Source organism: Arthrobacter sp. 10N410, assembly GCF_056394945.1.
In genome coordinates, this window is record NZ_JBFTIP010000006.1 from 1 (window position 1) to 23,359 (window position 23,359).

Here is a 23,359-nt window from a genome sequence, read left to right on the forward strand (position 1 = left end):
GCGCCGACGCCGGCGCCAAGCTGGTCGGCGGGAACCCCGGCCAGGGATTGTTCGCGGCGCTGGGACAGGTCGAAGGCGACGGCGTTCCGGGCCTGCCGGGCGGCCAGGGCGGACTTCAGGTCCTCCAGCTCGCGTGTTTCGTCGATGAGGGCCGCGGCGCTGGCCGGGGCGGGGATCCCGGCCAGGATCCGCGCAAGGTCCGCGACCGTTACGCTGTCCGTCGGAGCCACGTCGGGCCCTTGCTTGCCGTCCATAAAAACACGCTATCGCGCAGCTATGACAATTAAGGCGGCCGCAGCAAAGCCCAGGGCAGGGCCGCCGGGCCAGAAGGGTCATGAACCAGTCCTCCGCCCCGGCGCCGAAAGGAAGTCAGGCCCGTCGGCGGAACCCGGTGCTGAAAGCCAGAACCAGCCGACTTACCCCCGCAGGCATAGGATCTGCCGATGGACATTCAACCAATCGGCCCGGACGCGGCCATCGGCGAATACGACCGACCCGCGGAGTACCGGGTGCGCATTTGGACCCGGCCGGCGGTCGAAGGCTACTCGTGGATGGTCGACGACTGGGATGTCCGCGATGCTCCAAACGTCCTGTCAGCCATTGACTGGGCCGAAGCGGAGGCAGCCGGGCGCCCTATCGAAGTCTTCGTGAAGTGGTCTGAGCATGCCGTGCCACGCCACGGCGGCCTGGAGACCGTGCCGCGCATGACGCGCGTCTTTGGGACGCCGGGAGACGGCAACACCACCACGAAAACGATCGACTTCCACGCGGAATAGCCGCGCCCCAGCAGGTCCCGCTCCACCCCCAAAGTGGCACCGCATCCACTCCCGGGGGTAGCGTCGGACCATGACTCCAGGACGCCCCGTACCGCCGCCCCTCGCCAAACCGCTTCCCGACCTCAACGATGCCAGCGACGCCGGCACCGACCGTCCCACGCTCGCCGCCGCCTACGGCGCCACGGCCAGCGACAGCGGACTCGTTCCGCTGACCGTGGCCCGGCGCGCCCCCAAGGAGGACGACGTCGAGATCGCCATCGAGTTCTGCGGCCTCTGCCACTCGGACGTGCACGCCACCCGCGGCGAATGGGGAACCCAGACCTACCCCCTGATTCCGGGACACGAAATCGTCGGCCGGGTCACCCGGGTGGGCTCCGCCGTCGACGATTTCACCGTTGGTGAGCGCGTGGGCGTCGGTTGCATGGTCGATTCCTGCCGCGAATGCGACAGCTGCCTCGACGGCCTCGAACAGTACTGTGAAAACGGCATGACCGGAACCTACGGCGCCAAGGATGCCCGCAACGGCAACGCCATCACCCAGGGCGGCTACTCCACCGCGATCGTCGTGGACCGCAACTATGTCCTGCGGGTCCCGGAGGGCATGGATCCGGCCGCCGCGGCGCCCCTGCTCTGCGCCGGCATCACCACCTACTCCCCACTGAACCACTTCGAGGTGGAGGAGGGCGACGTCGTCGGCGTTGTCGGGCTCGGCGGCCTCGGCCACATGGCGGTCAAGATCGCCAAGGCCATGGGCGCGGAGGTGACGGTTTTCACGACGTCGGAGCAGAAGTTCACGGCGGCCCGCGAGCTGGGTGCCGACCACGTCGTCCTGTCCACGGACCTGGAGGCCATGGAGTCAGCGGACCGCAGCATCGACGTCATCATCGACACCGTCGCCGCGCCGCACGACCTCAACCCGTACTTCCGCACCCTTCGCGTGGACGGGGCGCTCTTCCAGCTGGGCCTGCCCTCGGAAGCTATGCCGCCGGTCAACCCCGGTGCGCTGATCCGGCGCCGGATCGCCTATGCCGGCTCGCTGATCGGTGGGATCGCCGAGACCCAGGAGATGCTGGATTTCTGCGCCGAGCACGGCGTGGTGTCCGACGTCGAGGTGGTCCGTGCGGACCAGCTGAACGAGGCCTATGACCGCATGGTGGCCGGCGACGTAAAGTACCGATTTGTTCTGGACACCAGCACCCTGGGGTCCCCGGCGGAAAAGGCTGACGTATGAGCACCCTGTTCACCAAGATCATCAACGGCGAGATCCCGGGCCGCTTCGTCTGGCGCGAGCCCGACGTTGTCGCATTCCTGACCGTGGGCCCGCTGGCCGACGGGCACACGCTCGTGGTTCCCACTGAAGAGGTGGACCGCTGGACGGACGCCTCACCGGAGGTGCTGGGCCGCGTCATGGAAGTTGCCCGCAAGATCGGTGCGGTCCAGGTGGACGTGTTCGACGCCGCCCGGGCGGGCCTGATCGTGGCCGGCTACGAAATCAACCACCTGCACGTGCACGTCTGGCCGTCCAACTCGATGGCGGACTTTGATTTCGGTTCGGTCGACCAGCACCCGGACCCGGCCCGGCTGGACGCCAACGCGGAGACGCTGCGCGAGGGCCTGCGGAAGGCCGGCCACGCGGAGCACGTCCCGGAGGCCTAACTTCCAGGAACTGGCGCCGGCGCAGCACTCCCCAGGGGCTCTACGCCGGCGCCAGCGCTTTGTTCAGCACTGTCCGGATCCGCTTTTCGGACACCGAATAGGCGGTGCCGAGTTCGACGGCGAAAAGGCTCACCCGCAGTTCCTCGATCATCCAGCGGACCTGGGTTAACTCCGTGCCGATCCGCCGGCCGGGCAGCAACGCGGAGACGGCGTCGTCGTAGTCGTCCTCGAGGGCCTGGATGACCGCCATGTGCTGCGCGTCGCGCTGGACGTTCCCGGGAAGCTTTTCGAGGCGCTTCTCGATGGCCGCGAGGTAGCGGGGCAGCTGGCTCAGCTGGGCGTAGCCCGTGCGTGCCACAAAACCGGGGAAGACAAGCTGCTCCAGCTGGGCCTTGACGTCGTTGAGGGCGCTGATCAGGGCCAGGCTGGTGGTTCCTTTGAGCTGCTTCTCGATGCGCCGTGTGCTGGCGAGGATCCGCTCGACGACGGCGGTCACCGTGAAGACCGTGTCGATCAGTTCCGCCCGGACCTGCTCATACAACGCCTTGAACGCCGCCTCATCCCACGGCAGCGCGGCCGGGGTGAGCTTGTCGATCGCGGCCAGGGCGCAATCCGCGATCAGGGCCGAAACGGAGCCGTGCGGGTTTTGGCTGAACGTCAGCTTCTCGGTGTTGTTCAGGTGCTCCAGGACATAGCGGTCCGGCGGCGGGACTTTCAGGGCGAGCAGCCGGATGATCCCGCCGCGCATGGCCTGTTCCTGCTCGCCGGAGGTCTGGAAGAGCCGCAGGGCCACGGAGGCGCCCTCGTCGACCAGTGCGGGGTAGCCGGTGACGGTGTGGCCCTTCACGGTGCCCTGGACCTGGCGCTGCACGGTGCCGAAGGTCCACTCCTTCAGGCCGGACAGCTCCCTGAAGCCGGCCGGAGCCGGGACGAGCTGCGTCTGTGCGGCAGGAGCCCCGGAGGATCTGCCGTTCGCCCCGCCGCCGGCGGTGCCTGCCGTTGTCGCCTTGGGCGCCGTCGTGGCCGGCGTGGCCCCGAGGGACTCGGCGATCGCGCGCCGGGTGGCCGGTGCCAGCTTTTCCTGGAGCACCGCGAGGTCTTTGCCCTCGTCGAGGACCTTGCCGCGGGAGTCGACCACGCGGAAGCTGACCCGCAGGTGCGCCGGGACGGCGTCCCAGTTCCACGACCCCGGCGGGATGACCTGGCCGCGGAGCCGGCGCAGTACGAGTTCGAGTGAGGGCTCCAGCTCATCCGCCGCGGGATCGAAATCGGCCTCTAGCGCCGCCACGGCCTGGCGGGCGACGTCCGGTGCGGGAACGAAGTTCTTCCGCACCTGCTTGGGCAGGGACTTGATCAGGGCCGTAACCAGTTCCACCCGCTGGCCGGGAATCAGCCAGCGGAACGCGGCGTCGTCCAGCTGGTTCAGGAACAATACGGGGACCTCGGCGGTGACGCCGTCGGACGGGTTCGGCGTGGAGCCGGGCGCCACCGGATGGAACTCGTAGCTCAGCGGCAGTTCGAAGCCCTTGTGCAGCCAGGTCTTCGGGTACGCCGAATCGTCGAGCGCGTCGGCGTCCTCGCTGATCAGCAGCGACTGGTCGAAGTCCAGCAGCGTGGGGTCCTGCTGGCGGGCTTCCTTCCACCACTTGTCGAAATGGCGTTCGGAAACCACGCCCTTACCGATCCGCGCGTCGTAGAACTCGAACAGGGTCTCGTCGTCGACCAGGATGTCGCGGCGCCGCATCCGTGCCTCGAGCTCTTCGACTTCCTGGAGCAGGGCACGGTTGCGGTGGAAGAACTTGTGGTGCGTCTGCCAGTCGCCCTCCACCAGGGCGTGGCGGATGAACAGCTCGCGGGAGAGCTCCGGATCCACCCGCCCGTAGTTGACCCGCCGGTTGGGGATGATCGGCACACCATAGAGGGTGACTTTCTCGTGCGCCATCACCGAGCCCATCTTCTTGGACCAGTGCGGTTCGCTGTAGCTGCGCTTCACCAGGTCCGGCGCCACCTGTTCGGCCCAGAGCGGATCGAACTTTGCGGCCACCCGCGCCCAGAGCCTGCTGGTTTCGACCAGCTCGGCGGCCATCACAAACGTGGGGGACTTCTTGAACAGCGCCGAGCCGGGGAAGATCGCAAAGCGGCTGCCGCGGGCGCCCGCGTACTCGCGCTTGCGTTCGTCGAGGATGCCGATGTGGCTCAGCAGCCCGGACAGCAGGCTGATGTGGATGCCCTCGTGGTTGCCCACCGGGTCGGTAAGCCGCTTGTTGTCCAGGCTGATGCCCAGCGGCCGGGCGAGCTGGCGCAGCTGGGCGAAAAGATCCTGCCATTCGCGGACGCGCAAATAGTTGATGAACTCGTTGCGGCACAGCCGGCGGAACGCGGTCGAAGAGAGTTCCTGCTGCTTCTCCTGGAGGTAGTTCCAGAGGTTCAGGAAGCCGGTGAAGTCCGAGTTTTCGTCCCGGAACCGCGCGTGCTTCTCCGCGGCAAGCTGCTGCTTGTCCGTTGGGCGCTCGCGCGGATCCTGGATGGTCAGCGCCGCGGCCAGGATCATGACCTCGCGGACGCAGCCGCGCTTGCCGGACTCGACGATCATCCGCCCCAGCCGTGGGTCCACCGGCAGCTGGGCAAGCTGCTGCCCGACGGCGGTGAGACCGCCGCCGCGGCCGCCGGCGGGCCGGCGACCGGCCCGGGTCCCGGCGTCGTCCGCTGCTTCCGGCTGCCGTGCGGCGCTCAGGGCGCCGAGCTCGCGGAGCAGGGTGACGCCGTCGTTGATGGCTCGGGAGTCCGGCGGCTCCACAAACGGGAAGTTCTCCACATCCTTCGGCCCGCGGGCCACACCCATGGCCGTCATCTGCAGGATGACGGCGGCAAGGTTGGTGCGCAGGATCTCCGGGTCGGTGAACAGCGGCCGGGATTCGAAGTCCTCCTCCGAGTACAGCCGGATGGCGATGCCGTCGGAGACACGGCCGCAGCGGCCGGAGCGCTGGTTGGCAGAGGCCTGCGAGACCCGCTCGATCGGCAGGCGCTGGACCTTGGTGCGGTGCGAGTAGCGCGAGATGCGTGCGGTGCCGGTGTCGATGACGTACTTGATGCCGGGCACTGTGAGCGAGGTTTCGGCAACGTTGGTGGCCAGCACGATCCGGCGCTTGCTGCCGGGGTGGAACACCTTGTGCTGCTCCTGCAGGCTCAACCGGGCGAAGAGGGGAAGGACCTCGGTGCCGGCCAGCCGCCGGTTCGCCTGGATGCGCGCGTTGAGCGCCTCGGCGGCGTCGCGGATTTCGCGTTCCCCGGAGAAGAAGATCAGGATGTCGCCCGGGGCCTCGAGGGCGAGTTCGTCGACGGCGTCGCACACCGCGTCCAGCGGGTCGCGGTCCTCTTCGAGCTCGTCGTCGGAGGAATTGTCCGCATCATCGCCAGCTGCGCCGGGGCCGCCGGCGGGCTGGGAGAGCGGCCGGTAGCGGATTTCCACCGGGAAGGTGCGGCCGGACACCTCGATGATGGGGGAGGGCTCCTCCTCGCTGCCGAAGTGCTTGGCGAAGCGCTCCGGATCGATGGTGGCCGAGGTGATGATGATCTTCAGGTCCGGGCGCTGGGGGAGGATCCGCTTGAGGTAGCCGAGGATGAAGTCGATGTTGAGGCTGCGTTCATGCGCCTCGTCGATGATGATCGCGTTGTACTTGCGCAGCAGTTTGTCGCGCTGGATCTCGGCCAGCAGGATGCCGTCGGTCATCAGCTTCACCTTGGTGGAGCGGCTGACCTCGCCGGTGAAACGGACCTGGAAGCCGACTTCCTGGCCGATCTCGACGCCGAGTTCCTCGGCGATGCGCTCCGCGACCGTGCGGGCGGCGAGCCGGCGCGGCTGGGTGTGGCCGATCAGGCCGTTTTCGCCCAGGCCAAGCTCGAGGCACATCTTGGGGATCTGGGTGGTCTTACCGGAACCGGTCTCGCCGGCGATGATGGTCACCTGGTTTGCGGCGATGGCGGCCATCAGGTCCTCGCGGCGCTCGGAGACCGGCAGCTCGGCGGGGTAGGAAATATGCAGTGTCATGGCTGAAAACAGTCTACTGGCCCAGCAGCCGGACATAGGTTTGCCCGGTCCCTGGGCGGGGCCGGGCAGCGGTTGGCGGGGGAGCGGGCTAGAAGAACCGCAGCGTGTAGCTGGTGCTGGGGAGGTCGTGGGCCATCCAGTACTCTTCCGAACGGACGGGCGGGTTGTGGCCCAGACCGTCTTTGCGGAGAGCCCGGAGGGTGGCTGCGACGGCGGCGAGGATCAGGACGATGAGGGCGATTCCGATGAGTTCCATACCTCCATGGTTCTCCGGTGGGGGATGCAAAAAAAGTGGCAGAAATGCCCAAAAGGCTATAATTTCTGCCACACTGGAGACATGATCAATTCAGTGGCGATGATCGTGGTTCCCAACTTCTCGGTCTTCGAGTTCGGCACCGCATTCGAGGTGTTCGGCGTCGACAGATCGGACCGCGGCACCGGCGTGCCGGCCTTCGACTTCCGGGTCTGCACTCCGGAGCCCGGCGACGTTCCCATGAAGTCAGGCCTGTCGATGCACGTGCCGCTCGGGCTGGAGGCCGCCGCGGACGCGGACCTGGTCATCATGACCCCGTTCGGCAAGGACTCCGATGTCCCCGAGTCCGTGCTGGAGGCGCTGCGGGCGGCGCACGCGCGGGGAGCCTGGGTCATGTCGATCTGCTCCGGCGCCTTCGCCCTGGCCCGGGCAGGGCTGCTGGACGGGCGCCGCTGCACCACGCACTGGCACTACTCGCAGGAGCTCGCCAGCCGTTACCCAGCCGCGCTGGTTGATGAAAACGTGCTCTATGTAGAGGACGGGCGGATCATCACGAGCGCCGGCACGGCCGCCGGCATCGATGCCAGCCTGCACCTGGTCCGGGTGGAGCTGGGCGCCAACGTGGCCGCGAGTATCGCCCGGGACATGGTGGTTCCGCCCCACCGCGACGGCGGCCAGGCCCAGTTCATCGACCGGCCCATGCCCAGGTGCGGCTCGCAGCCGATGGAGGAGTTGCTGCGGTGGATGGTCCGGAACCTGGACGAGGAGCACTCCGTCAACGAGCTGGCCGCCCGCGTGCACATGTCGCCGCGGACCTTTGCGCGGCGGTTCCGGGCCGAGACCGGTGCGACCCCCGCGGCTTGGCTGAATTCGCAGCGGGTGCTGCGGGCGCAGGAGCTGCTCGAGACCACGGATCTGAACATCGACGAGATCGCCCGGGAGGCCGGGTTCGGCCACTCGGTGCTGCTGCGGCACCACTTCGCCAAGGTGCTGGACACCAGCCCGCAGTCCTACCGGCGGACGTTCCGCGGGCACCTGGCGGCGGTCTAACCGGGCTGCCCGTCCGGGCGGTCCCGGGTCTCGGCACCGCCCGACGCCGGTTCCGGCTGAGCCAGCGACTCCGCGGCGGCGCGCATGCTGTCCACCAGGGTCCGCCAGGGTCCGACGAGGTCCCGCTCCGGCAGGGTGGCGCGGCGCTGGCCGGCCCGGATCCGGTAGACGAAGCGGTCCGGCTGGGGAATTCCGCCGGACTCGGCTGCTGCCGGGCCGGGCAGGTCGTCCCAGGGGCAGGCCTCGATCAAGGGCTGCCACTGGTCCCGGTCATCCGGCGTCACCGCCTGCACGCTCCAGACGCGCTCCATCCCGGCAACGCCACCGCTGCGCTGGACGGTTATCTTCACTGGCTTGACTCCACTGGGTGATCCTTAGGCAGGCGCTGGTTACAGCCTCACTTTGACAGTTTCCCATGCCCGCCGGACGGCGTCATGCTCCGCCGACTCGGCACCGTACAGCTCCTTCGCGGATGCCGCGGTGGCCTTCGCGAAAGCCCCGAAGGTCGCGGCCGCGGGCAGGGAGCCTCCGGTCAGGGTGTCGTACCAGATGCGTCCGGGAGTCTCCCACGCATTACCGCCCAGGGCCGTCGCGACCAGGTAGAAGGCCCGGTTGGGGATGCCCGAGTTCAGGTGCACTCCGCCGTTGTCCGCGCTGGTGTGGACATAGGAGTCCATCGAGTCCGGTTGCGGATCCTTGCCCAGCACATCGTCGTCGTAGGCGGTGCCCGGGGCCTTCATGGAGCGCAGCGCCGTTCCCTGCACCTGGTCGGTGAAGAGGCCTTCGCCGATCAGCCAGCTCGCCTCGGTTGCGGACTGCTGCTTCACGTACTGCTCCACGAGGGCGCCGAAGACGTCCGAGAGCGATTCGTTGAGGGCTCCCGCCTGGTTCCGGTAGGCGAGCCCGGCGGTGTACTGGGTGACGCCGTGCGCCAGCTCGTGGCCGATTACGCTCAGGGAGGCCGTGAAGCGGTTGAAGACCTGGCCGTCGCCGTCGCCGAAGACCATCTGCTTGCCGTCCCAGAACGCGTTGTCGTAGCGCTGGCCGAAGTGCACCGTGGCATCCAGCGGCAGGCCGTTGCCGTCAATCGAGTTGCGGCCGAATGCCTCGGCGTAGAGCCGGTGCGTGTGGCCCAGGCCGTCATATGCCTCGTCCGCCGCCGGGTCGCCGGTGACGGGTTCGCCTTCCTTGCGCACCAGAACACCGGGCAGGTTCTCCGAGGCTTTCGCGTCGTATACGGTCCGCTGCGGCGGCCCGGGCGTGAGCTGCCGCAGTCCCGGGGGTGCCGCGGGCACCGGCGCCGCGCGGGATGCCTGGAAGCTCTTGACGTGCTGCAGGGCTTCTTTGGCGGCACGGGCTGCGATCAGCAGCCGTGGTTCATGATGCTGCGCTGCCAGCCGGCGCAACATGTAGGGAGGGATGATGGAGCAGTACATGTGAGACCCCTTTGCTTCTGCCGATGCGAACAGCCTACGAGGGGCCACCGACATTTGGCAGGGCCGGACGCGGCGATCTTCCCCTCCGGGGTCCGCTGGATGGTCCGCGTCCGGCTGCCCGTTGGATACGGTAGGCCAATGGCGCAAACGGAGAAGAAAAAGAAACCCGGCTCGACCCTGCTGACGGTCATCATCGCCTTCGTGGCCAATATCCTTGTGGCTGCGGCGAAGTCGGTAGCCGCCGTACTCACCGGATCGGCCTCCATGACCGCCGAGGCGGCCCACTCCTGGGCGGATACCGGAAACCAGGTGTTCCTGTTCTTCGCGGAACGGCGCTCGGCCAGGCCGCGGGACAAGAGCCACCCCATGGGTTACGGACGGGAAGCCTACGTCTGGTCGATGTTTGCGGCGTTCGGGCTGTTCACTGCGGGTGCCGTGGTGTCCATCATGCACGGCATCCAGCAGATCATTGCGCCGGAGCCGGCAGCCGACTTCGCAGTGGCCTACGTGGTCCTGGCCGTCGCTTTCGTCTTCGAGGGAATCTCCTTCATCCAGGCGTTCCGGCAGACCCGGAAGGCGGCGCACGAACTGGAACGGCACACCCTCGAGCAGGTCCTGATCAGCTCCGATCCCACCCTGCGGGCCGTCTTCGCCGAGGACGCCGCAGCACTCGTCGGCCTGGTCGTGGCCTTTGCCGGCGTGTTCTTGCACCAGGTCACGGGCTCGCCGCTGCCGGACGCGATCGGTTCGATCATCGTCGGTGTGCTGCTGGCCGTCGTCGCCGTCGTGCTGATCGACCGCAACCGTCGTTTCCTGGTGGGCCAGGGCGTTACCCCGGACATCGAACAGTCCATGGCCCGCCGGGTGCTGGAGCACCGGGACATCGCCCGGCTCACGTACCTGCACCTGGAATTTGTCGGCCCGCGCCGGCTCTACCTGGTCGCGGCCGTGGACCTGCAGGGCGACCACCCGGAACACGAAGTGGCGGTGGCGCTGCGCCGGATAGAGCGCGAACTGGAGGACCACGAAACGGTGGAGGAAGCCGTGCTCACCTTGTCCACTCCGGACGAAGCCGCCCTGGACTTCGACGCCGGACAAAGCCGAGCCGGCGCCTGACCCGCGGCTAAAGCCGGACCAACTGCCCTTGTCCTGCGCGGGGCCGGCGGATACTGTGACCTCGACCGCCGGCAGCGCCGCCGGCGTTCCACCGCCGATCAGGAGGATGCCTTGAAGTTTGATCCGAACACCACCGCCCTTGTGCTCATCGAGTACCAGAACGACTTCACCTCCGACGGCGGCGGCCTGCATGACGCCGTCCGGCCGGTCATGGAAAGGACGGACATGCTCGCCAACACGGCCCGGGCTGTAGGGGCAGCCCGCTCGGCCGGCGTCACGGTCATGCATGCTCCCATCACGTTTGCCGAGGGCTATAACGAACTCGGCAAGCATCCGTACGGGATCCTCAAGGGGGTCGTGGACGGCGGCGTCTTCGTGAAGGGAACCTGGGGCGCGGCCATCATCGACGAGTTGGCGCCGGCAGAGGGCGACATCGTGATTGAAGGCAAGCGGGGCCTGGACACCTTTGCCAGCACCAACCTGGACTTCATCCTGCGCAGCAAGGGCATCACCACCATCGCCCTGGGCGGCTTCCTGACTAACTGCTGCGTCGAATCAACCATGCGCAGCGGCTACGAGAACGGGTACCAGGTCGTGACGCTGAGCGACTGCGTCGCTGCAACATCCGTTGAGGAACACGACAACGCGATCGCATACGACTACCCGATGTTCTCCACCCCGATGACGGCCGAGGAATTTTCCAGCGGGCTGTCCTGAGCTTTGCCGATGAACGCAAAAACCCCGCCGTTTCGCTGAAACGGCGGGGTTTTGTCTGTGCCCTCGATTGGAATCGAACCAACGACCTTCTGCTCCGGAGGCAGACGCTCTATCCCCTGAGCTACGAGGGCAATCAGGGATCCTGCCGTTACCGGCGGGACGTCCTAGAGCTTAGCAGGAAGGTGGGCTCCAATGGAAAATCGCCGGGCCGGGAAAGCCGGCAACCTGCCCGGGAACGCGGCAGGCCAAGATGACGGCCGCAAAATTCCGCGGGACCGCGGGCCACCGGTAGGCTGGAACTGTGACCCCAGAAGAACTCTCCCTCGCCATATCCGCCTGCCTGAAGGACGCCGTCACCGCCGGTGAAATCGCCCTTGCCGCCGCCGACATTCCGGACTCGGTGCGCGTGGAGCGGCCCAAGAACAGGGACCACGGCGACTGGGCCACCAACATCGCCCTTCAGCTGGCAAAGCCGGCCGGCACCAACCCGCGCCAGCTCGCCGGGCTGCTGAGCGCCCGGCTGGCGTCGATCGAGGGAGTCTCCGCCGTCGACATCGCCGGACCGGGGTTCCTGAACATCACCGTCGCCGCCGCCGCCGCCGGTGCCCTCGCCAAGGCCATTGTCGAGGCGGGCCCCGCGTACGGCACGAATACGGCGCTCGCGGGCCGCACGGTCAACATGGAGTTCGTCTCGGCCAACCCCACCGGCCCGCTGCACATCGGCCACACCCGCTGGGCCGCCCTGGGCGACTCGATCGCCCGCGTCCTGCGGGCCTCCGGAGCGGATGTCACCGCGGAGTACTACATCAACGACGCCGGCTCGCAGATGGACGTTTTCGCGCACTCGGTGCTGTCCCGGCTGCACGGGCGCGGCGTTCCGGAGGGCGGCTACCCGGGCGAGTACATCGCCGACCTCGGCCACGAGGTCCTGACGCAGCACCCGGACATCCGCGAACTCACCGACGTCGCCGCGCTGCCGGTGATCCGCGGCGCCGCCTACAAGGCGCAGCTGCACGACATCCAGCAGACCCTCGCGGAGTTCGGCGTCGAGTTCGACGTCTTCTTCTCCGAGCAGGAGCTGCACGACGCCGGCGCCATCGCGGACGCCGTCGCCCGCCTGCGGGAACAAGGCCACGTCTACGACGACGGCGGCGCGGTCTGGCTGCGCACTACGGACTTCGGCGACGACAAGGACCGGGTGATGATCCGCGCGAACGGCGAACCGACGTACTTCGCCGCCGACGCGGCGTACTACCTCTCCAAGAAGGACCGCGGCTTCACCGAGAAGATCTACCTGCTCGGCGCTGACCACCACGGCTACATCAACCGGCTCAAGGCGATCGCGGCCGCGGCCGGCGACGATCCCGAGGTCAACATCGAGGTGCTGATCGGCCAGCTCGTCTCCGTCAACGGCGCCAAGCTGTCCAAGCGGGCCGGCAACATCATCGAGCTCAAGGACCTGATCTCCTGGCTGGGCAAGGACGCCGTCCGATACTCCCTGGCGCGCTTCCCGGCCGATTCTCCGCTGACCCTGGACCCGGAACTGCTCAAGAAGCACAGCAACGAGAACCCGGTCTTCTACGTCCAGTACGCCCACGCCCGCTCCCGTGGCGCCGCGCGCAACGCCGTAGCCGCCGGTGTCGAGCGCCGGGTGGAGGGCGAAGACGCCTTCGACGCGTCCCTGCTGGACCATGCGACGGAAAACGAGCTGCTCTCGCACCTCGGCACCTACCCCTCGATCGTGGCCAAGGCGGCCGAGCTGCGCGAACCGCACCGCGTCGCCCGCCACCTCGAAGTCATCGCCGGGGCCTACCACCGCTGGTACGACGCCTGCCGTATCGCGCCGCTGGGCGAGGAAGCCATCACCGATTTGAACCGCACCCGGCTGTGGCTCAACGATGCCACCAGCCAGGTGCTCGCCAACGGACTGGAACTGCTGGGCGTCTCGGCGCCGGAACGGATGTGAACGCCATGACCGCGAACCAGAACAACAGCGTTTCAGCTTCCCCGCTGGCCCCGGACTGGCTGGCCGTCCCGGAGAACCTCAACGCCTTGCACAAGCCGATGTGGGCCGCCGGTGTTGAGCGCAACGAGGGTGGCGAACTGGCCATTGACGGCGTCACCGTAAGCGAACTCCAGCGGCAGTTCGGCACGCCGCTGTTCGTGATGAGCGAGACTGACTTCCGGGCCCGCGCCCGGGCTTTCCAGGATGCCTTCAACGAGGCCTTCGCGGACATCTGCGGGGGAGTGGACGTCTACTATGCCGGCAAGTCGTTCCTGTGCACCGCCGTCGTCCGCTGGGTCGAGGAGGAAGGGCTCCGGCTGGACACCGCCTCCGGCGGTGAGCTCGCCGTGGCGGCCCGCGCCGGCATCCCCGGCGCCGCCGTCGCGCTGCACGGCAACAACAAGTCCGACGGCGAGATCCACCGCGCCCTCGACATGAAGCTGGGCCGGATCGTCATCGACAGCCTCGCCGAACTGGAACGGGTCGCGGCGATCGCGGCGAACCGCGGCGAAACGGCGAAAGTCATGCTGCGGCTGACGCCGGGCGTGCACGCGCACACCCACGAATTCATCGCCACCGCGCATGAAGACCAGAAGTTCGGCCTCTCGATGGCCGGGGACTCGACCGACCAGGCCGGGCTGTCCGCCGCGGAGGAAGCAGTTGCGGCCGCCGCCGGGCACGACAGCATCGAACTGCTGGGCCTGCACTGCCACATCGGCTCGCAGATCTTCGAACCAGACGGCTTCGCCCTGGCCGCGGAAAAGCTGCTCGACTTCCTCGCCGCGATGCAGTCCAAGTATTCGATCGTGCTGCCGGAGCTGGACCTGGGCGGCGGCTACGGCATTGCCTACACCCCGGTGGACACGCCTCGTCCGCCGGCGGAAATCGCCCGGGCGATGGCCGCCGTCGTCCGCGCCAAGGTGGCCGAGCTCGGCATCGCCGCACCGCGGATCTCGATCGAGCCCGGACGGGCGATCGTGGGCACCAGCACCTTCACGCTCTACGAGGTGGGCACCCTGAAGACCGTCCGGGTGGATGCGCCGGAAAACGGCGCAGAAAACGTTACGTACCCGCGCCGCTATGTGTCGGTGGACGGCGGCATGAGCGACAACGCCCGCCCGGTGCTCTACGACGCGGATTATTCGGCGGTTCTGGCGTCCCGCAGCTCCGACGCGGCCCCGCAGCTGTCCCGAGTGGTGGGCAAACATTGCGAGAGCGGCGACATAGTTGTTAGAGATGTATATCTGCCCGAGGACGTGGCAGCCGGTGATCTGCTCGCTGTACCGGGGACCGGCGCCTACTGCTGGGCCCTGTCAAGCAACTACAACTATCTGGCCCGGCCGGGCGTTGTCGCGGTACGCGATGGATCAGTCCGGCTCATTGTCCGCGGCGAAACCGAACAAGATCTGCTGAACCGCGACATGGGAGTCTGAATGACGGAATTGCGAACCCTGAAAGTGGCCCTGCTGGGCTGTGGCAACGTCGGGGCCCAGGTTGCGCGGATTCTCATTGACGACGCCGACACGCTGGCGTCCCGCACCGGGGCCCGCCTCGAACTGAGCGGCATCGCCGTGCGCAACCTCGACGCCCGGCGCGACGTCGAACTGCCCCACCAGCTCTTCACCACCGACGCCGACGCGCTGGTCAAGGACGCCGACCTGGTAATCGAACTGATGGGCGGGATCGAGCCGGCACGGAGCCTGATCCTTACCGCGATCCGGCACGGCGCGTCCGTCGTGACCGGCAACAAGGCCCTGCTCGCCCAGGATGGCCCGACCCTCTACGAGGAGGCGGACAAGGCCGGCGTTCAGCTCTCCTACGAGGCCGCCGTCGCCGGGGCCATCCCGATCCTGCGCCCGATCCGGGACAGCCTCTCCGGCGACCGGATCACCCGGGTGCTGGGCATCGTCAACGGCACCACCAACTTCATTCTGGACCAGATGGACACCACGGGCGCGCAGTTCGCCGACGCCCTCGCCGAGGCCCAGCGGCTGGGGTACGCCGAAGCGGACCCCACCGCCGACGTCGAGGGCCTTGACGCCGCCTCGAAGGCCGCGATCCTCGCCTCGCTCTCCTTCCACACGCGGTTCGCGCTCGAGGACGTCTACTGCGAGGGCATCAGCTCCGTCACGGCCGCGGACATCGCCGCGGCCAAGGACGCCGGCTTCGTGATCAAGCTGCTGGCGATCGCAGAGAAGCTCACCGATCCCGAGGGCAAGGAGGGCGTGTCCGTCCGGGTCCACCCCACGCTGCTGCCGCGCGAGCACCCGCTGGCGGCCGTGCACGGCGCGTTCAACGCCGTCTTCATCGAGGCGGAGAACGCCGGCGAGCTGATGTTCTACGGCCAGGGCGCCGGCGGCACCCCGACGGCGTCGGCCGTGCTGGGAGACCTCGTCTCGGCGGCCCGCCGGATCGTCCTGGGCGGTCCGGGACGCACCGAAACCACCACCGGCCACGTCCCCTCGCTGCCGATCGACGCGGCCATCACCAGCTACTACATCGGCCTCGACGTGGCGGACCAGCCCGGTGTCCTGGCCCGGATCGCGCAGCTCTTCGCCGAACACGGCGTGTCCATCGAAATCATGCGTCAGACCATCCACCGCGACTCGGCCTCCAAATCGGAGTCGGCGGAGCTGCGGATCGTCACGCACCGTGCGAGCGAAGCCGCACTGGCAGCAACCGTCGAGGCCGTCAAGGGCCTGGATGTCATCAATTCCGTCACATCCGTACTGCGGGTAGAAGGGGTCTAAGTGGCTCACCAATGGCGCGGAGTCATCCGCGAATACGCCGAACGCCTGCCCGTCACCGAGGCCACCAAGGTCATCACCCTGGGTGAGGGCGGCACCCCGCTGGTGCACGCGCAGAAGCTCTCCGAGCTCACCGGCTGCACCGTCTACCTCAAGGTCGAGGGCATGAACCCGACCGGATCCTTCAAGGACCGCGGTATGACTATGGCCATGACGGCGGCGGTCGCCTCCGGTGCCAAGGCCGTAGTCTGCGCCTCCACCGGCAACACCTCCGCCTCGGCCGCGGCCTACGCGACGTCGGCCGGACTGCAGTGCGCCGTGCTGGTGCCCGAGGGCAAGATCTCGATGGGCAAGCTCAGCCAGGCGATCGCGCACGGCGCCACCCTGCTGCAGGTGGACGGCAACTTCGACGACTGCCTGGACATCGCCCGCAAGCTGGGGGAGTCCTACCCCGTGTTCCTGGTCAACTCGGTCAACCCGGCCCGGATCGAGGGCCAGAAAACCGGCGCCTTCGAGGTCGTCGACGCGCTCGGCGACGCCCCGGACATCCACGTGCTCCCGGTCGGCAACGCCGGCAACATCAGCGCCTACTGGAAGGGCTACAAGGAGTACGCAGCGCCCTACGACTCCGCCACCGCCGGCACCCTAACCGCAGTCGCCACGAAGACGCCGGTGATGTGGGGCTTCCAGGCCGCCGGTGCCGCCCCATTCGTCGCCGGCCACCCCATCACGGAGCCGGACACCATCGCCACCGCCATCCGGATCGGCAACCCCGCGTCCTGGGACACCGCCGTCGCCGCCCGGGACGAATCCGGCGGTGTGATCGAGGCCGTCACCGACGAGGAGATCCTCTCCGCGCACCGCTGGCTCTCCGCCCGCGAGGGCGTGTTCGTCGAACCCGGCTCCGCCGCCGGCGTCGCCGGCCTGATCAAGAAGCACGCCGCGGGCGAGGTTCCGGAGGGCAAGACCATCGTCATCACGGTCACCGGCCACGGCCTCAAGGACCCGCAGTGGGCCTTGCGCACCGAGGACGGCAGCGACGTGCAGCCGGTCAAGGTCGCCAACGACGTCGTCACGGTGGCCGCCGAACTGGGACTGGAAGAAAAATAGCCTTGGAAACCACCCTCACCGTCCCGGCCGAATCTCCCGCCGACATTCCGGCAGTTCCGGCCGGGCAAGTAGTCACCGTCCGGGTCCCGGCCACCAGCGCCAATCTCGGCCCGGGCTACGACAGCCTGGGCCTGGCCCTGTCGCTGCACGACACGCTGACGGTGGAGACCCTCGAGAGCGGCGAACTTGAATTCGAGCTCAGCGGCGAGGGCGCGGATACCCTGCCCCGCGATGCGAGCCATCTGGTGGCCAAGGCCCTCACGGAAGCGCTGCACCTGCTGGGCTTCCGCCACGAGGGGTTGCGGATCACCGCGGACAACGTCAACCCGCACGGCCGCGGCCTCGGATCCTCGGCCGCCGCCGTGGTTGCCGCCGCCAGCGCCGCGAACGCCCTCGTCCCGGCGGCCTCGCGGCGCAGCAAGGATTGGATCCTGCAATTCACCAGCCGACTGGAGGGCCATCCGGACAACGTCGCACCCGCCATTTTCGGCGGACTGGCGCTGTCTTGGCAGGACAGTGACCAGTACAGCAGCACCTGCGCGACGGTCGACGCCGGCATTGTCCCGGTCGTCGCAGTGCCGGACTTCGAGCTCTCCACCGAGGCCGCCCGGGCGTTGCTTCCGGCCTCCGTGGGGCACCACGCCGCCGCGATGAACTCGGGCCGCGCCGCCCTCCTGATCCACGCGCTGACGCAGAAGCCTGAATTCCTGCTGCCCGGCACCGAGGACTACCTGCACCAGAGCTACCGGGCGCAGGCCATGCGGCCCAGCGCGGAGCTGATCGCTGCGCTGCGGCGCGCCGGCCATGCCGCCGTCGTCTCCGGCGCGGGACCCACCGTGCTGGTCCTGGCCGCGGGGGAAGAGGAAGCGGCCGACGTCGTCGAGTTCATCGGAGCTTTCACCGCGGACAACACGCCGGAGGTCGCCTGGCGTGTGATGAAGCTGGCTGTAGACACTGAGGGTGCTAAAGTGGAAGTGCACCGGCGGTAATCACGCAAGCTTTTTATAAGACCGCGATGTTGGCCAAGTTGCCCTCTCTCATCTTTCACTGCGCAATATTTTCCGGTGCCACCTGCTTTCGGTCTGACGCAGGAAGCTGCAGAATTCCTCTGTACCCCTGAAGTGTCAGCCGGCCGTTCCTCAATTTCGGGGCGTGTCTTGGTGTAGCAGTAACCGGCCCTGCCGGCCGAAATCCAACCGGCAAGGCCGAAATCCCGGCTGCAGATCTGAACTGCAGCCCAGATCAAATCACCGCGTCCAGCTCCTAGCCTGGACGCCGTCGAGGGGGAAGGATCCTTCGTGACCGAAACCACTGAGCTGTCTTCAGCTGTGGAAACATCATCTTCTGCTGCCGCAACGGCAGCACCCGCCAAGAGCAGCGGCCTCGCCGGCCTGAAGCTCGCCCAGCTCCAGGCCCTGGCCAGCCAGCTGGGGATCTCCGGCGGCTCCCGGATGCGCAAGGGTGATCTGGTGACCGCCATTTCCGCCCACCGTGCCGGTACCCCGGTCAGCAAGGCACCCGAACGCGCCGCCGAAAAGGCGAGCGACAACGGCTCTGTTGCCCACGCCTCGGCCCCGGCCGTGGCTCCCGCAACTGACGGAGCCGAGGCTCCGGCCCAGGAAAACCCGCGGGCCCGGACCCGGGGCCGCAGCCGCCGCGCAGGCAGCGACGGCGTCATCACCACCCCTGCTGCTGAGGCACCCGCCGCCGCGGTAGAGGCGCAGTCCGCCGCTGCCCCGGCGCAGGCACCGTCCGCCCCGGCAGAGCAGGGCACTGAAGGCAACGACCGCACCCGCCAGCCGCGGACCCGCAACCGCCGCCGCGGCGAGGCAGCAGCCCAGGCCACCGGCCAGGGCGAAGCCCAGCCGGCAGCAGCCGTGGAAGCCCCGGCCGAGCAGGCCTCGGTCGAACAGCGCCAGGAACGCCAGGCCGAACAGGGCAGCGACGACGGCCAGCGCCGCGACAACACCCGCGGCCGTGGCAACCGTGAGGACAACACCCGCGACAACACGTCCGGCACCCGCGAAAACACCCGCGACAACACCCGCGACAACGACGATTCCGACGGCGGCAGCCGCCGCAACCGCCGTAACCGTCGTGACCGCAACGATCGCAACGACCGCTCCGGCGGCCAGGACAACCGCGACAACAACCCGCGCAACGACCGTTTCCGCGACCGCAACGAACGCCGCCGCGGCCGTTCCCAGGGACCCGACGTCGACGACGTCGAGGTCACCGAAGACGACGTCCTGCTGCCCGTCGCCGGCATCCTGGATGTGCTGGAGAACTACGCGTTCATCCGCACCTCCGGCTACTTGCCGGGTCCGAACGACGTCTACGTCTCGCTCGCCCAGGTCAAGAAGTACAACCTGCGCAAGGGCGACGCCGTCGTCGGCGCCATCCGCGCCCCGCGTGAAGGCGAAGACCGCAGCAACCAGCAGTCGGCCCGCCAGAAGTTCAACGCGCTGGTCCGCGTCACCTCGGTCAACGGCAAGACCCCCGAGGAACTCAAGGACCGCGTCGAATTCGCCAAGCTCGTCCCGCTGTACCCCTCCGAGCGCCTGCGCCTCGAGACGGACCCCAAGAAGATCGGCCCCCGCGTCATCGACCTGGTCGCCCCGATCGGCAAGGGCCAGCGTGGCCTGATCGTCTCGCCGCCGAAGGCCGGCAAGACGCTCATCCTGCAGTCCATCGCCAACGCCATCACCACCAACAATCCTGAGGTCCACCTCATGATGGTGCTCGTTGACGAACGCCCCGAAGAAGTCACCGACATGCAGCGCACGGTCAAGGGTGAGGTCATTGCCTCCACCTTCGACCGCCCCGCCGATGACCACACGACCGTGGCCGAACTTTCCATCGAGCGTGCCAAGCGCCTCGTGGAAATGGGCATGGACGTTGTGGTCCTGCTGGACTCGATGACCCGACTGGGCCGCGCCTACAACCTGGCCGCGCCCGCCTCTGGCCGCATCCTGTCCGGCGGTGTCGACTCCGCCGCGCTGTACCCGCCGAAGCGTTTCTTCGGTGCAGCCCGCAACATCGAAAACGGCGGCTCGCTCACCATCCTGGCCACCGCGCTCGTCGAGACCGGGTCCAAGATGGACGAGGTCATCTTCGAAGAGTTCAAGGGCACGGGCAACATGGAACTGCGCCTGTCCCGCCAGCTCGCGGACAAGCGCATCTTCCCGGCCGTGGACGTCAACGCGTCCGGTACCCGCCGCGAAGAGAACCTGCTGTCCCCCGAGGAAGTCAAGATCATGTGGAAGCTGCGCCGCGTCCTCTCCGGACTCGAAACGCAGCAGAGCCTTGAGCTGCTGACCAACAAGATCCGGGAGACCCAGAGCAACGTCGAGTTCCTCATGCAGGTGCAGAAGACGACGCTTGGTGCGAAGTCCGATAACGACAAGTAGCTGCATTAACCGCTAGATTCTGGCGGTCCCGCGCGCTAACGCCGCACGGATTTTCCGCCCCCGCCCCTCCGCCGGGTGGCGTTCGATCTACGATCGCACGCCACCCGGCTCCGGCAGGCCCGAAGCCACTCCCGGGGCGGAAAAATCCGTGCGGCTTCGTCGTTAAGTCGCCAGCCGCGGTCCAGTTTTGTTGTCGTAACTAGACTTGGTTCCAAGTCGAAAGAGGTTTTGAAATGTTTGAGTCCGTACAGGGGCTGTTGGATGAGCATGCTGCTATCCAGGCCCAGCTTGGGGATCCTGCTGTTTATGCTGACCAGAAGCTGGCCCGGAAGCTGGGGCGGCGGTCGGCGCAGTTGAACGGCATTGTGGAGGCCTACCACCGCTGGGAAAGCATCAGCGATGACCTGTCGGCCGCGAAGGAAATGGCCGGCGAGGATCCGGAGTTCGCCGCTGAGGTGCCCGAGCTTGAGGCTGCCCTGGAGACGGCCGCGGCCAAGCTGCGCCGCCTGCTCATCCCGCGCGACCCGGACGACGCCCGCAACGTGATCCTTGAGGTTAAGGGCGGCGAAGGCGGCGACGAGGCTGCCCTGTTCGCCGCGGACCTGCTGCGCATGTACAGCCGTTACGCGGAATCCCGTGGCTGGAAAACCGAGATTATCTCCGCCACCGAATCGGACCTGGGCGGCTACAAGGACGTCCAGATGGCAGTCAAGGGCAACTCCAACGATCCCGCCGAGGGCGTGTTCGCGCGGCTGAAGTTCGAAGGCGGCGTGCACCGGGTGCAGCGCGTGCCGGTGACCGAGTCCCAGGGGCGTATCCACACTTCGGCGGCCGGCGTCCTGGTGCTCCCCGAAGTGGACGAGCCCGAAGAGCTCGAAATCAACCAGAACGATCTCAAGATCGACGTCTACCGTTCCTCCGGCCCCGGCGGCCAGTCGGTCAACACCACCGACTCGGCCGTGCGCATCACGCACCTTCCCACCGGGATCGTGGTGGCGATGCAGAACGAGAAGTCCCAGCTGCAGAACCGTGAAGCCGGCATGCGCGTGCTGCGCGCCCGCATCCTGGCCCACCAGCAGGAGCAGATCGACGCCGAGAACTCGGCCCAGCGCAAGTCGCAGATCCGCACCATGGACCGCTCCGAGCGCATCCGGACCTACAACTACCCGGAAAACCGGATCGCCGACCACCGCACCGGCTACAAGGCGTACAACCTGGACCAGGTCATGAACGGCGACCTGGAGCCGGTGATCCAGTCCGCCATCGAGATGGACGAACAGGCCCGCCTCGACGCCATCGGCGACTAGTACGGATCGTCCGCCCCGATGACACCTGAGCCTGATGACTTCTGATGCTGCGCTGAGCCTCGCCGACGCCGTCCGCGAGGCCACGGCCGTGCTGGCCGCCGCCGGCGTGCCGAGCCCGAAGGTCGACGCCGAACTCCTTGCCGGCCACCTGCTTGGCGTCGGCCCGGGCCGGCTCCGCGCCATGGTCCTCGGTGAGACGCCGGCGCCGGCAGGCTACGCCGAGCTGGTGGCCGAGCGGGCACAGCGTATCCCGTTGCAGCACATCACCGGCGTGGCGCACTTCCGCTACCTCGAACTCGCTGTCGGGCCCGGCGTATTCATCCCGCGTCCGGAAACGGAATCCGTCGTTCAGCTGGTAATCGACTGGCTGGCGGCCCGGTCCGAAGACACGGAACGGCTGCACAGGCGGCCCAAGGTCGTCGACCTCGGAACCGGGTCGGGGGCGATTGCCGGCTCGATCGCGCATGAGGTTCCCGACGCCGAGGTCCACGCCGTGGAGTTCAGCGAGTTTGCGCACGCCTGGGCGGCCAAGAACCTGCTGCCGCTGGGCGTCCACCTGGTGCGCGGCGACCTGCGGGACGCGTTGCCCGAACACAACGGCAGCTTCGACGTCGTCGTGTCCAACCCGCCCTACATCCCGGCCGAAGCGGTACCCAACGAGCCCGAGGTGGCGCTGCATGACCCGCCCGAGGCGCTCTATGGCGGGGGAGCGGACGGCATGGAACTCCCGACGGCGGCGGCGGCCTCCGCGGCCCGGCTTCTCGTGCCAGGTGGCTACTTCGTCATGGAGCACGCCGAGGTCCAGGCCGGCTGGATCGCCGCGATGCTGGAGCGTTCCGGACACTGGTCCGGAGTGACGACGCACCTGGACCTCAACGGACGCGAACGCGCCACCAGCGCCGTCCGCAAACCCGAGGCCGTCAGTGATGAAAGGATAGGCCAGTGACGACTAGCTACGATTGCGCGGACGCGGAGCAACGCGCCGCAGGACTTGAACACGCCCAGCGGGCCATCCGGGAACACAAGTGCGTGGTCCTCCCCACCGACACCGTGTACGGCATCGGCGCCGACGCGTTCTCGCCGCAGGCCGTGACGCTGTTGCTCGCGGCCAAAGGCCGGAGCCGGCAAATGCCGCCGCCCGTACTGATCCCCAGGCTGAACGCCCTGGACGGCCTGGCCACCGATGTGCCGGCCGAGGCCCGCCGCCTGGCCGAGGCGTTCTGGCCCGGGGGGCTGACCCTGATCCTGCACGCACAGCCCTCGCTCGACTGGGACCTTGGCGAAACCAAGGGCACAGTGGCCCTCCGCCTCCCGGACGACGACGTCGCCCAGGACCTGCTTACCCTCACCGGACCGCTGGCGGTCTCCTCCGCCAACCGCACCGGCCAGGCCGCCGCACAGAGCGCCGCCGACGCCGAGGCGCAGCTCGCGGAGTCGGTGGAGGTCTACCTCGAAGGCGGGCACCGGCCGGTCGAAGGCAACGGGGCCGAGCCGTCCACGATCATTGACGCCACGGCCCTGCCGCTGCGCGTGGTCCGCCAGGGCGCCATCAGCCTTGAGCGCCTGCGTGAAGTGGTCCCGGACGTGCTCGGGGCCGGCGAACAGCCGGCCGCCGAAGCGGAGCCGGATGCCGAAGCGGGGCCGGCCGCCGTGCCGGCTGACGCCGCGACCGGGGAGGCACCCGGCCACACTGTCCCCACCGCCTCCGACGACCCTCCGAGGAACTGA

Annotated in this window: 19 protein-coding genes, 1 tRNA gene and 1 pseudogene; 15 read left to right on the top strand and 6 right to left on the bottom strand. The window is 68.1% G+C overall.

Annotated features, from left to right (window positions below; translation table 11 throughout):
* Positions 1 to 254, bottom strand: a pseudogene (locus AC1DB8_RS13355) (HNH endonuclease); the annotation flags it as partial.
* Positions 255 to 443: 189 nt separating this feature from the next.
* On the opposite strand from AC1DB8_RS13355, the gene AC1DB8_RS13360 reads away from it, so the two are divergent.
* The 3 genes from AC1DB8_RS13360 to AC1DB8_RS13370 all read left to right on the top strand — a co-directional run bounded on the left by AC1DB8_RS13360 (position 444) and on the right by AC1DB8_RS13370 (position 2,432).
* The gene (locus tag AC1DB8_RS13360; RefSeq protein ID WP_476893296.1) at positions 444 to 776 is read left to right on the top strand and encodes a hypothetical protein; all 333 of its coding nucleotides are present in this window, start codon (positions 444 to 446) and stop codon (positions 774 to 776) included.
* Between the two features lie 70 nt (positions 777 to 846).
* The gene (locus tag AC1DB8_RS13365; protein WP_476893297.1) at positions 847 to 2,007 is read left to right on the top strand and encodes an NAD(P)-dependent alcohol dehydrogenase; all 1,161 of its coding nucleotides are present in this window, start codon (positions 847 to 849) and stop codon (positions 2,005 to 2,007) included.
* Positions 2,004 to 2,432: an HIT family protein gene (locus AC1DB8_RS13370; RefSeq protein ID WP_441417334.1), complete on the top strand. Its 429-nt coding sequence runs from the start codon at positions 2,004 to 2,006 to the stop codon at positions 2,430 to 2,432. Before AC1DB8_RS13365 ends, AC1DB8_RS13370 begins: the two co-directional genes overlap by 4 nt.
* 40 nt (positions 2,433 to 2,472) lie before the next feature.
* On the opposite strand, the gene hrpA is transcribed toward AC1DB8_RS13370, so the two are convergent.
* Positions 2,473 to 6,480, bottom strand: coding sequence for an ATP-dependent RNA helicase HrpA (gene hrpA, locus AC1DB8_RS13375; protein ID WP_476893298.1), 4,008 nt, complete (start codon positions 6,478 to 6,480; stop codon positions 2,473 to 2,475).
* 88 nt (positions 6,481 to 6,568) lie between these two features.
* Positions 6,569 to 6,736, bottom strand: coding sequence for a hypothetical protein (locus AC1DB8_RS13380; RefSeq protein WP_175322851.1), 168 nt, complete (start codon positions 6,734 to 6,736; stop codon positions 6,569 to 6,571).
* Between the two features lie 81 nt (positions 6,737 to 6,817).
* On the opposite strand from AC1DB8_RS13380, the gene AC1DB8_RS13385 reads away from it, so the two are divergent.
* Positions 6,818 to 7,783 carry a GlxA family transcriptional regulator gene (locus AC1DB8_RS13385; protein ID WP_441417336.1) on the top strand — a complete coding sequence of 322 codons (966 nt, stop codon included), beginning with the start codon at positions 6,818 to 6,820 and terminating at the stop codon, positions 7,781 to 7,783.
* Here the strand turns inward: AC1DB8_RS13385 and AC1DB8_RS13390 are convergent.
* Together AC1DB8_RS13390 and AC1DB8_RS13395 are read right to left on the bottom strand one after the other, a co-directional pair.
* Positions 7,780 to 8,133 carry a protealysin inhibitor emfourin gene (locus AC1DB8_RS13390; RefSeq protein ID WP_441417337.1) on the bottom strand — a complete coding sequence of 118 codons (354 nt, stop codon included), beginning with the start codon at positions 8,131 to 8,133 and terminating at the stop codon, positions 7,780 to 7,782. The two genes, AC1DB8_RS13385 and AC1DB8_RS13390, sit on opposite strands and share 4 nt — an antisense overlap.
* Positions 8,134 to 8,172: 39 nt before the next feature.
* Positions 8,173 to 9,219 (bottom strand): M4 family metallopeptidase, encoded by a 1,047-nt coding sequence (locus AC1DB8_RS13395; protein ID WP_441417338.1) that lies wholly within the window; start codon positions 9,217 to 9,219, stop codon positions 8,173 to 8,175.
* 138 nt (positions 9,220 to 9,357) lie between these two features.
* Between AC1DB8_RS13395 and AC1DB8_RS13400 the strand changes: the two genes are divergently transcribed.
* Both AC1DB8_RS13400 and AC1DB8_RS13405 read left to right on the top strand, forming a co-directional pair.
* Positions 9,358 to 10,335: a cation diffusion facilitator family transporter gene (locus AC1DB8_RS13400; RefSeq protein ID WP_441417339.1), complete on the top strand. Its 978-nt coding sequence runs from the start codon at positions 9,358 to 9,360 to the stop codon at positions 10,333 to 10,335.
* A gap of 111 nt (positions 10,336 to 10,446) precedes the next feature.
* Complete coding sequence (locus AC1DB8_RS13405; protein ID WP_476893299.1) at positions 10,447 to 11,052, top strand: cysteine hydrolase family protein; 606 nt, start codon at positions 10,447 to 10,449, stop codon at positions 11,050 to 11,052.
* 58 nt (positions 11,053 to 11,110) lie between these two features.
* Here AC1DB8_RS13405 and AC1DB8_RS13410 read toward each other — a convergent pair.
* Positions 11,111 to 11,183: transfer RNA gene (locus AC1DB8_RS13410), tRNA-Arg, on the bottom strand.
* 170 nt (positions 11,184 to 11,353) lie between these two features.
* Here AC1DB8_RS13410 and argS point away from each other — a divergent pair.
* The 9 genes from argS to AC1DB8_RS13455 all read left to right on the top strand — a co-directional run bounded on the left by argS (position 11,354) and on the right by AC1DB8_RS13455 (position 23,359).
* On the top strand, positions 11,354 to 13,018 hold the full coding sequence (argS, locus tag AC1DB8_RS13415) for an arginine--tRNA ligase (protein ID WP_476893300.1): 1,665 nt from the start codon (positions 11,354 to 11,356) through the stop codon (positions 13,016 to 13,018).
* Between the two features lie 5 nt (positions 13,019 to 13,023).
* Positions 13,024 to 14,490: a diaminopimelate decarboxylase gene (lysA, locus tag AC1DB8_RS13420; protein ID WP_476893301.1), complete on the top strand. Its 1,467-nt coding sequence runs from the start codon at positions 13,024 to 13,026 to the stop codon at positions 14,488 to 14,490.
* On the top strand, positions 14,491 to 15,807 hold the full coding sequence (locus AC1DB8_RS13425; protein WP_476893302.1) for a homoserine dehydrogenase: 1,317 nt from the start codon (positions 14,491 to 14,493) through the stop codon (positions 15,805 to 15,807).
* Positions 15,808 to 16,914, top strand: coding sequence for a threonine synthase (gene thrC, locus AC1DB8_RS13430; protein WP_441417344.1), 1,107 nt, complete (start codon positions 15,808 to 15,810; stop codon positions 16,912 to 16,914).
* A gap of 2 nt (positions 16,915 to 16,916) precedes the next feature.
* A complete protein-coding gene (gene thrB, locus AC1DB8_RS13435; protein WP_476893303.1) occupies positions 16,917 to 17,903 on the top strand; it encodes a homoserine kinase in 987 nt (328 codons plus the stop codon).
* A gap of 309 nt (positions 17,904 to 18,212) precedes the next feature.
* The gene (rho, locus tag AC1DB8_RS13440; protein ID WP_476893304.1) at positions 18,213 to 20,324 is read left to right on the top strand and encodes a transcription termination factor Rho; all 2,112 of its coding nucleotides are present in this window, start codon (positions 18,213 to 18,215) and stop codon (positions 20,322 to 20,324) included.
* Positions 20,325 to 20,557: 233 nt separating this feature from the next.
* Entirely contained in the window at positions 20,558 to 21,631 is a 1,074-nt protein-coding gene (gene prfA / locus AC1DB8_RS13445) for a peptide chain release factor 1 (protein WP_441417347.1), read from the top strand.
* 34 nt (positions 21,632 to 21,665) lie between these two features.
* Entirely contained in the window at positions 21,666 to 22,577 is a 912-nt protein-coding gene (prmC, locus tag AC1DB8_RS13450; RefSeq protein ID WP_476893305.1) for a peptide chain release factor N(5)-glutamine methyltransferase, read from the top strand.
* Complete coding sequence (locus tag AC1DB8_RS13455) at positions 22,574 to 23,359, top strand: L-threonylcarbamoyladenylate synthase (RefSeq protein WP_476893306.1); 786 nt, start codon at positions 22,574 to 22,576, stop codon at positions 23,357 to 23,359. The genes prmC and AC1DB8_RS13455 overlap by 4 nt, the downstream gene beginning before the upstream one ends.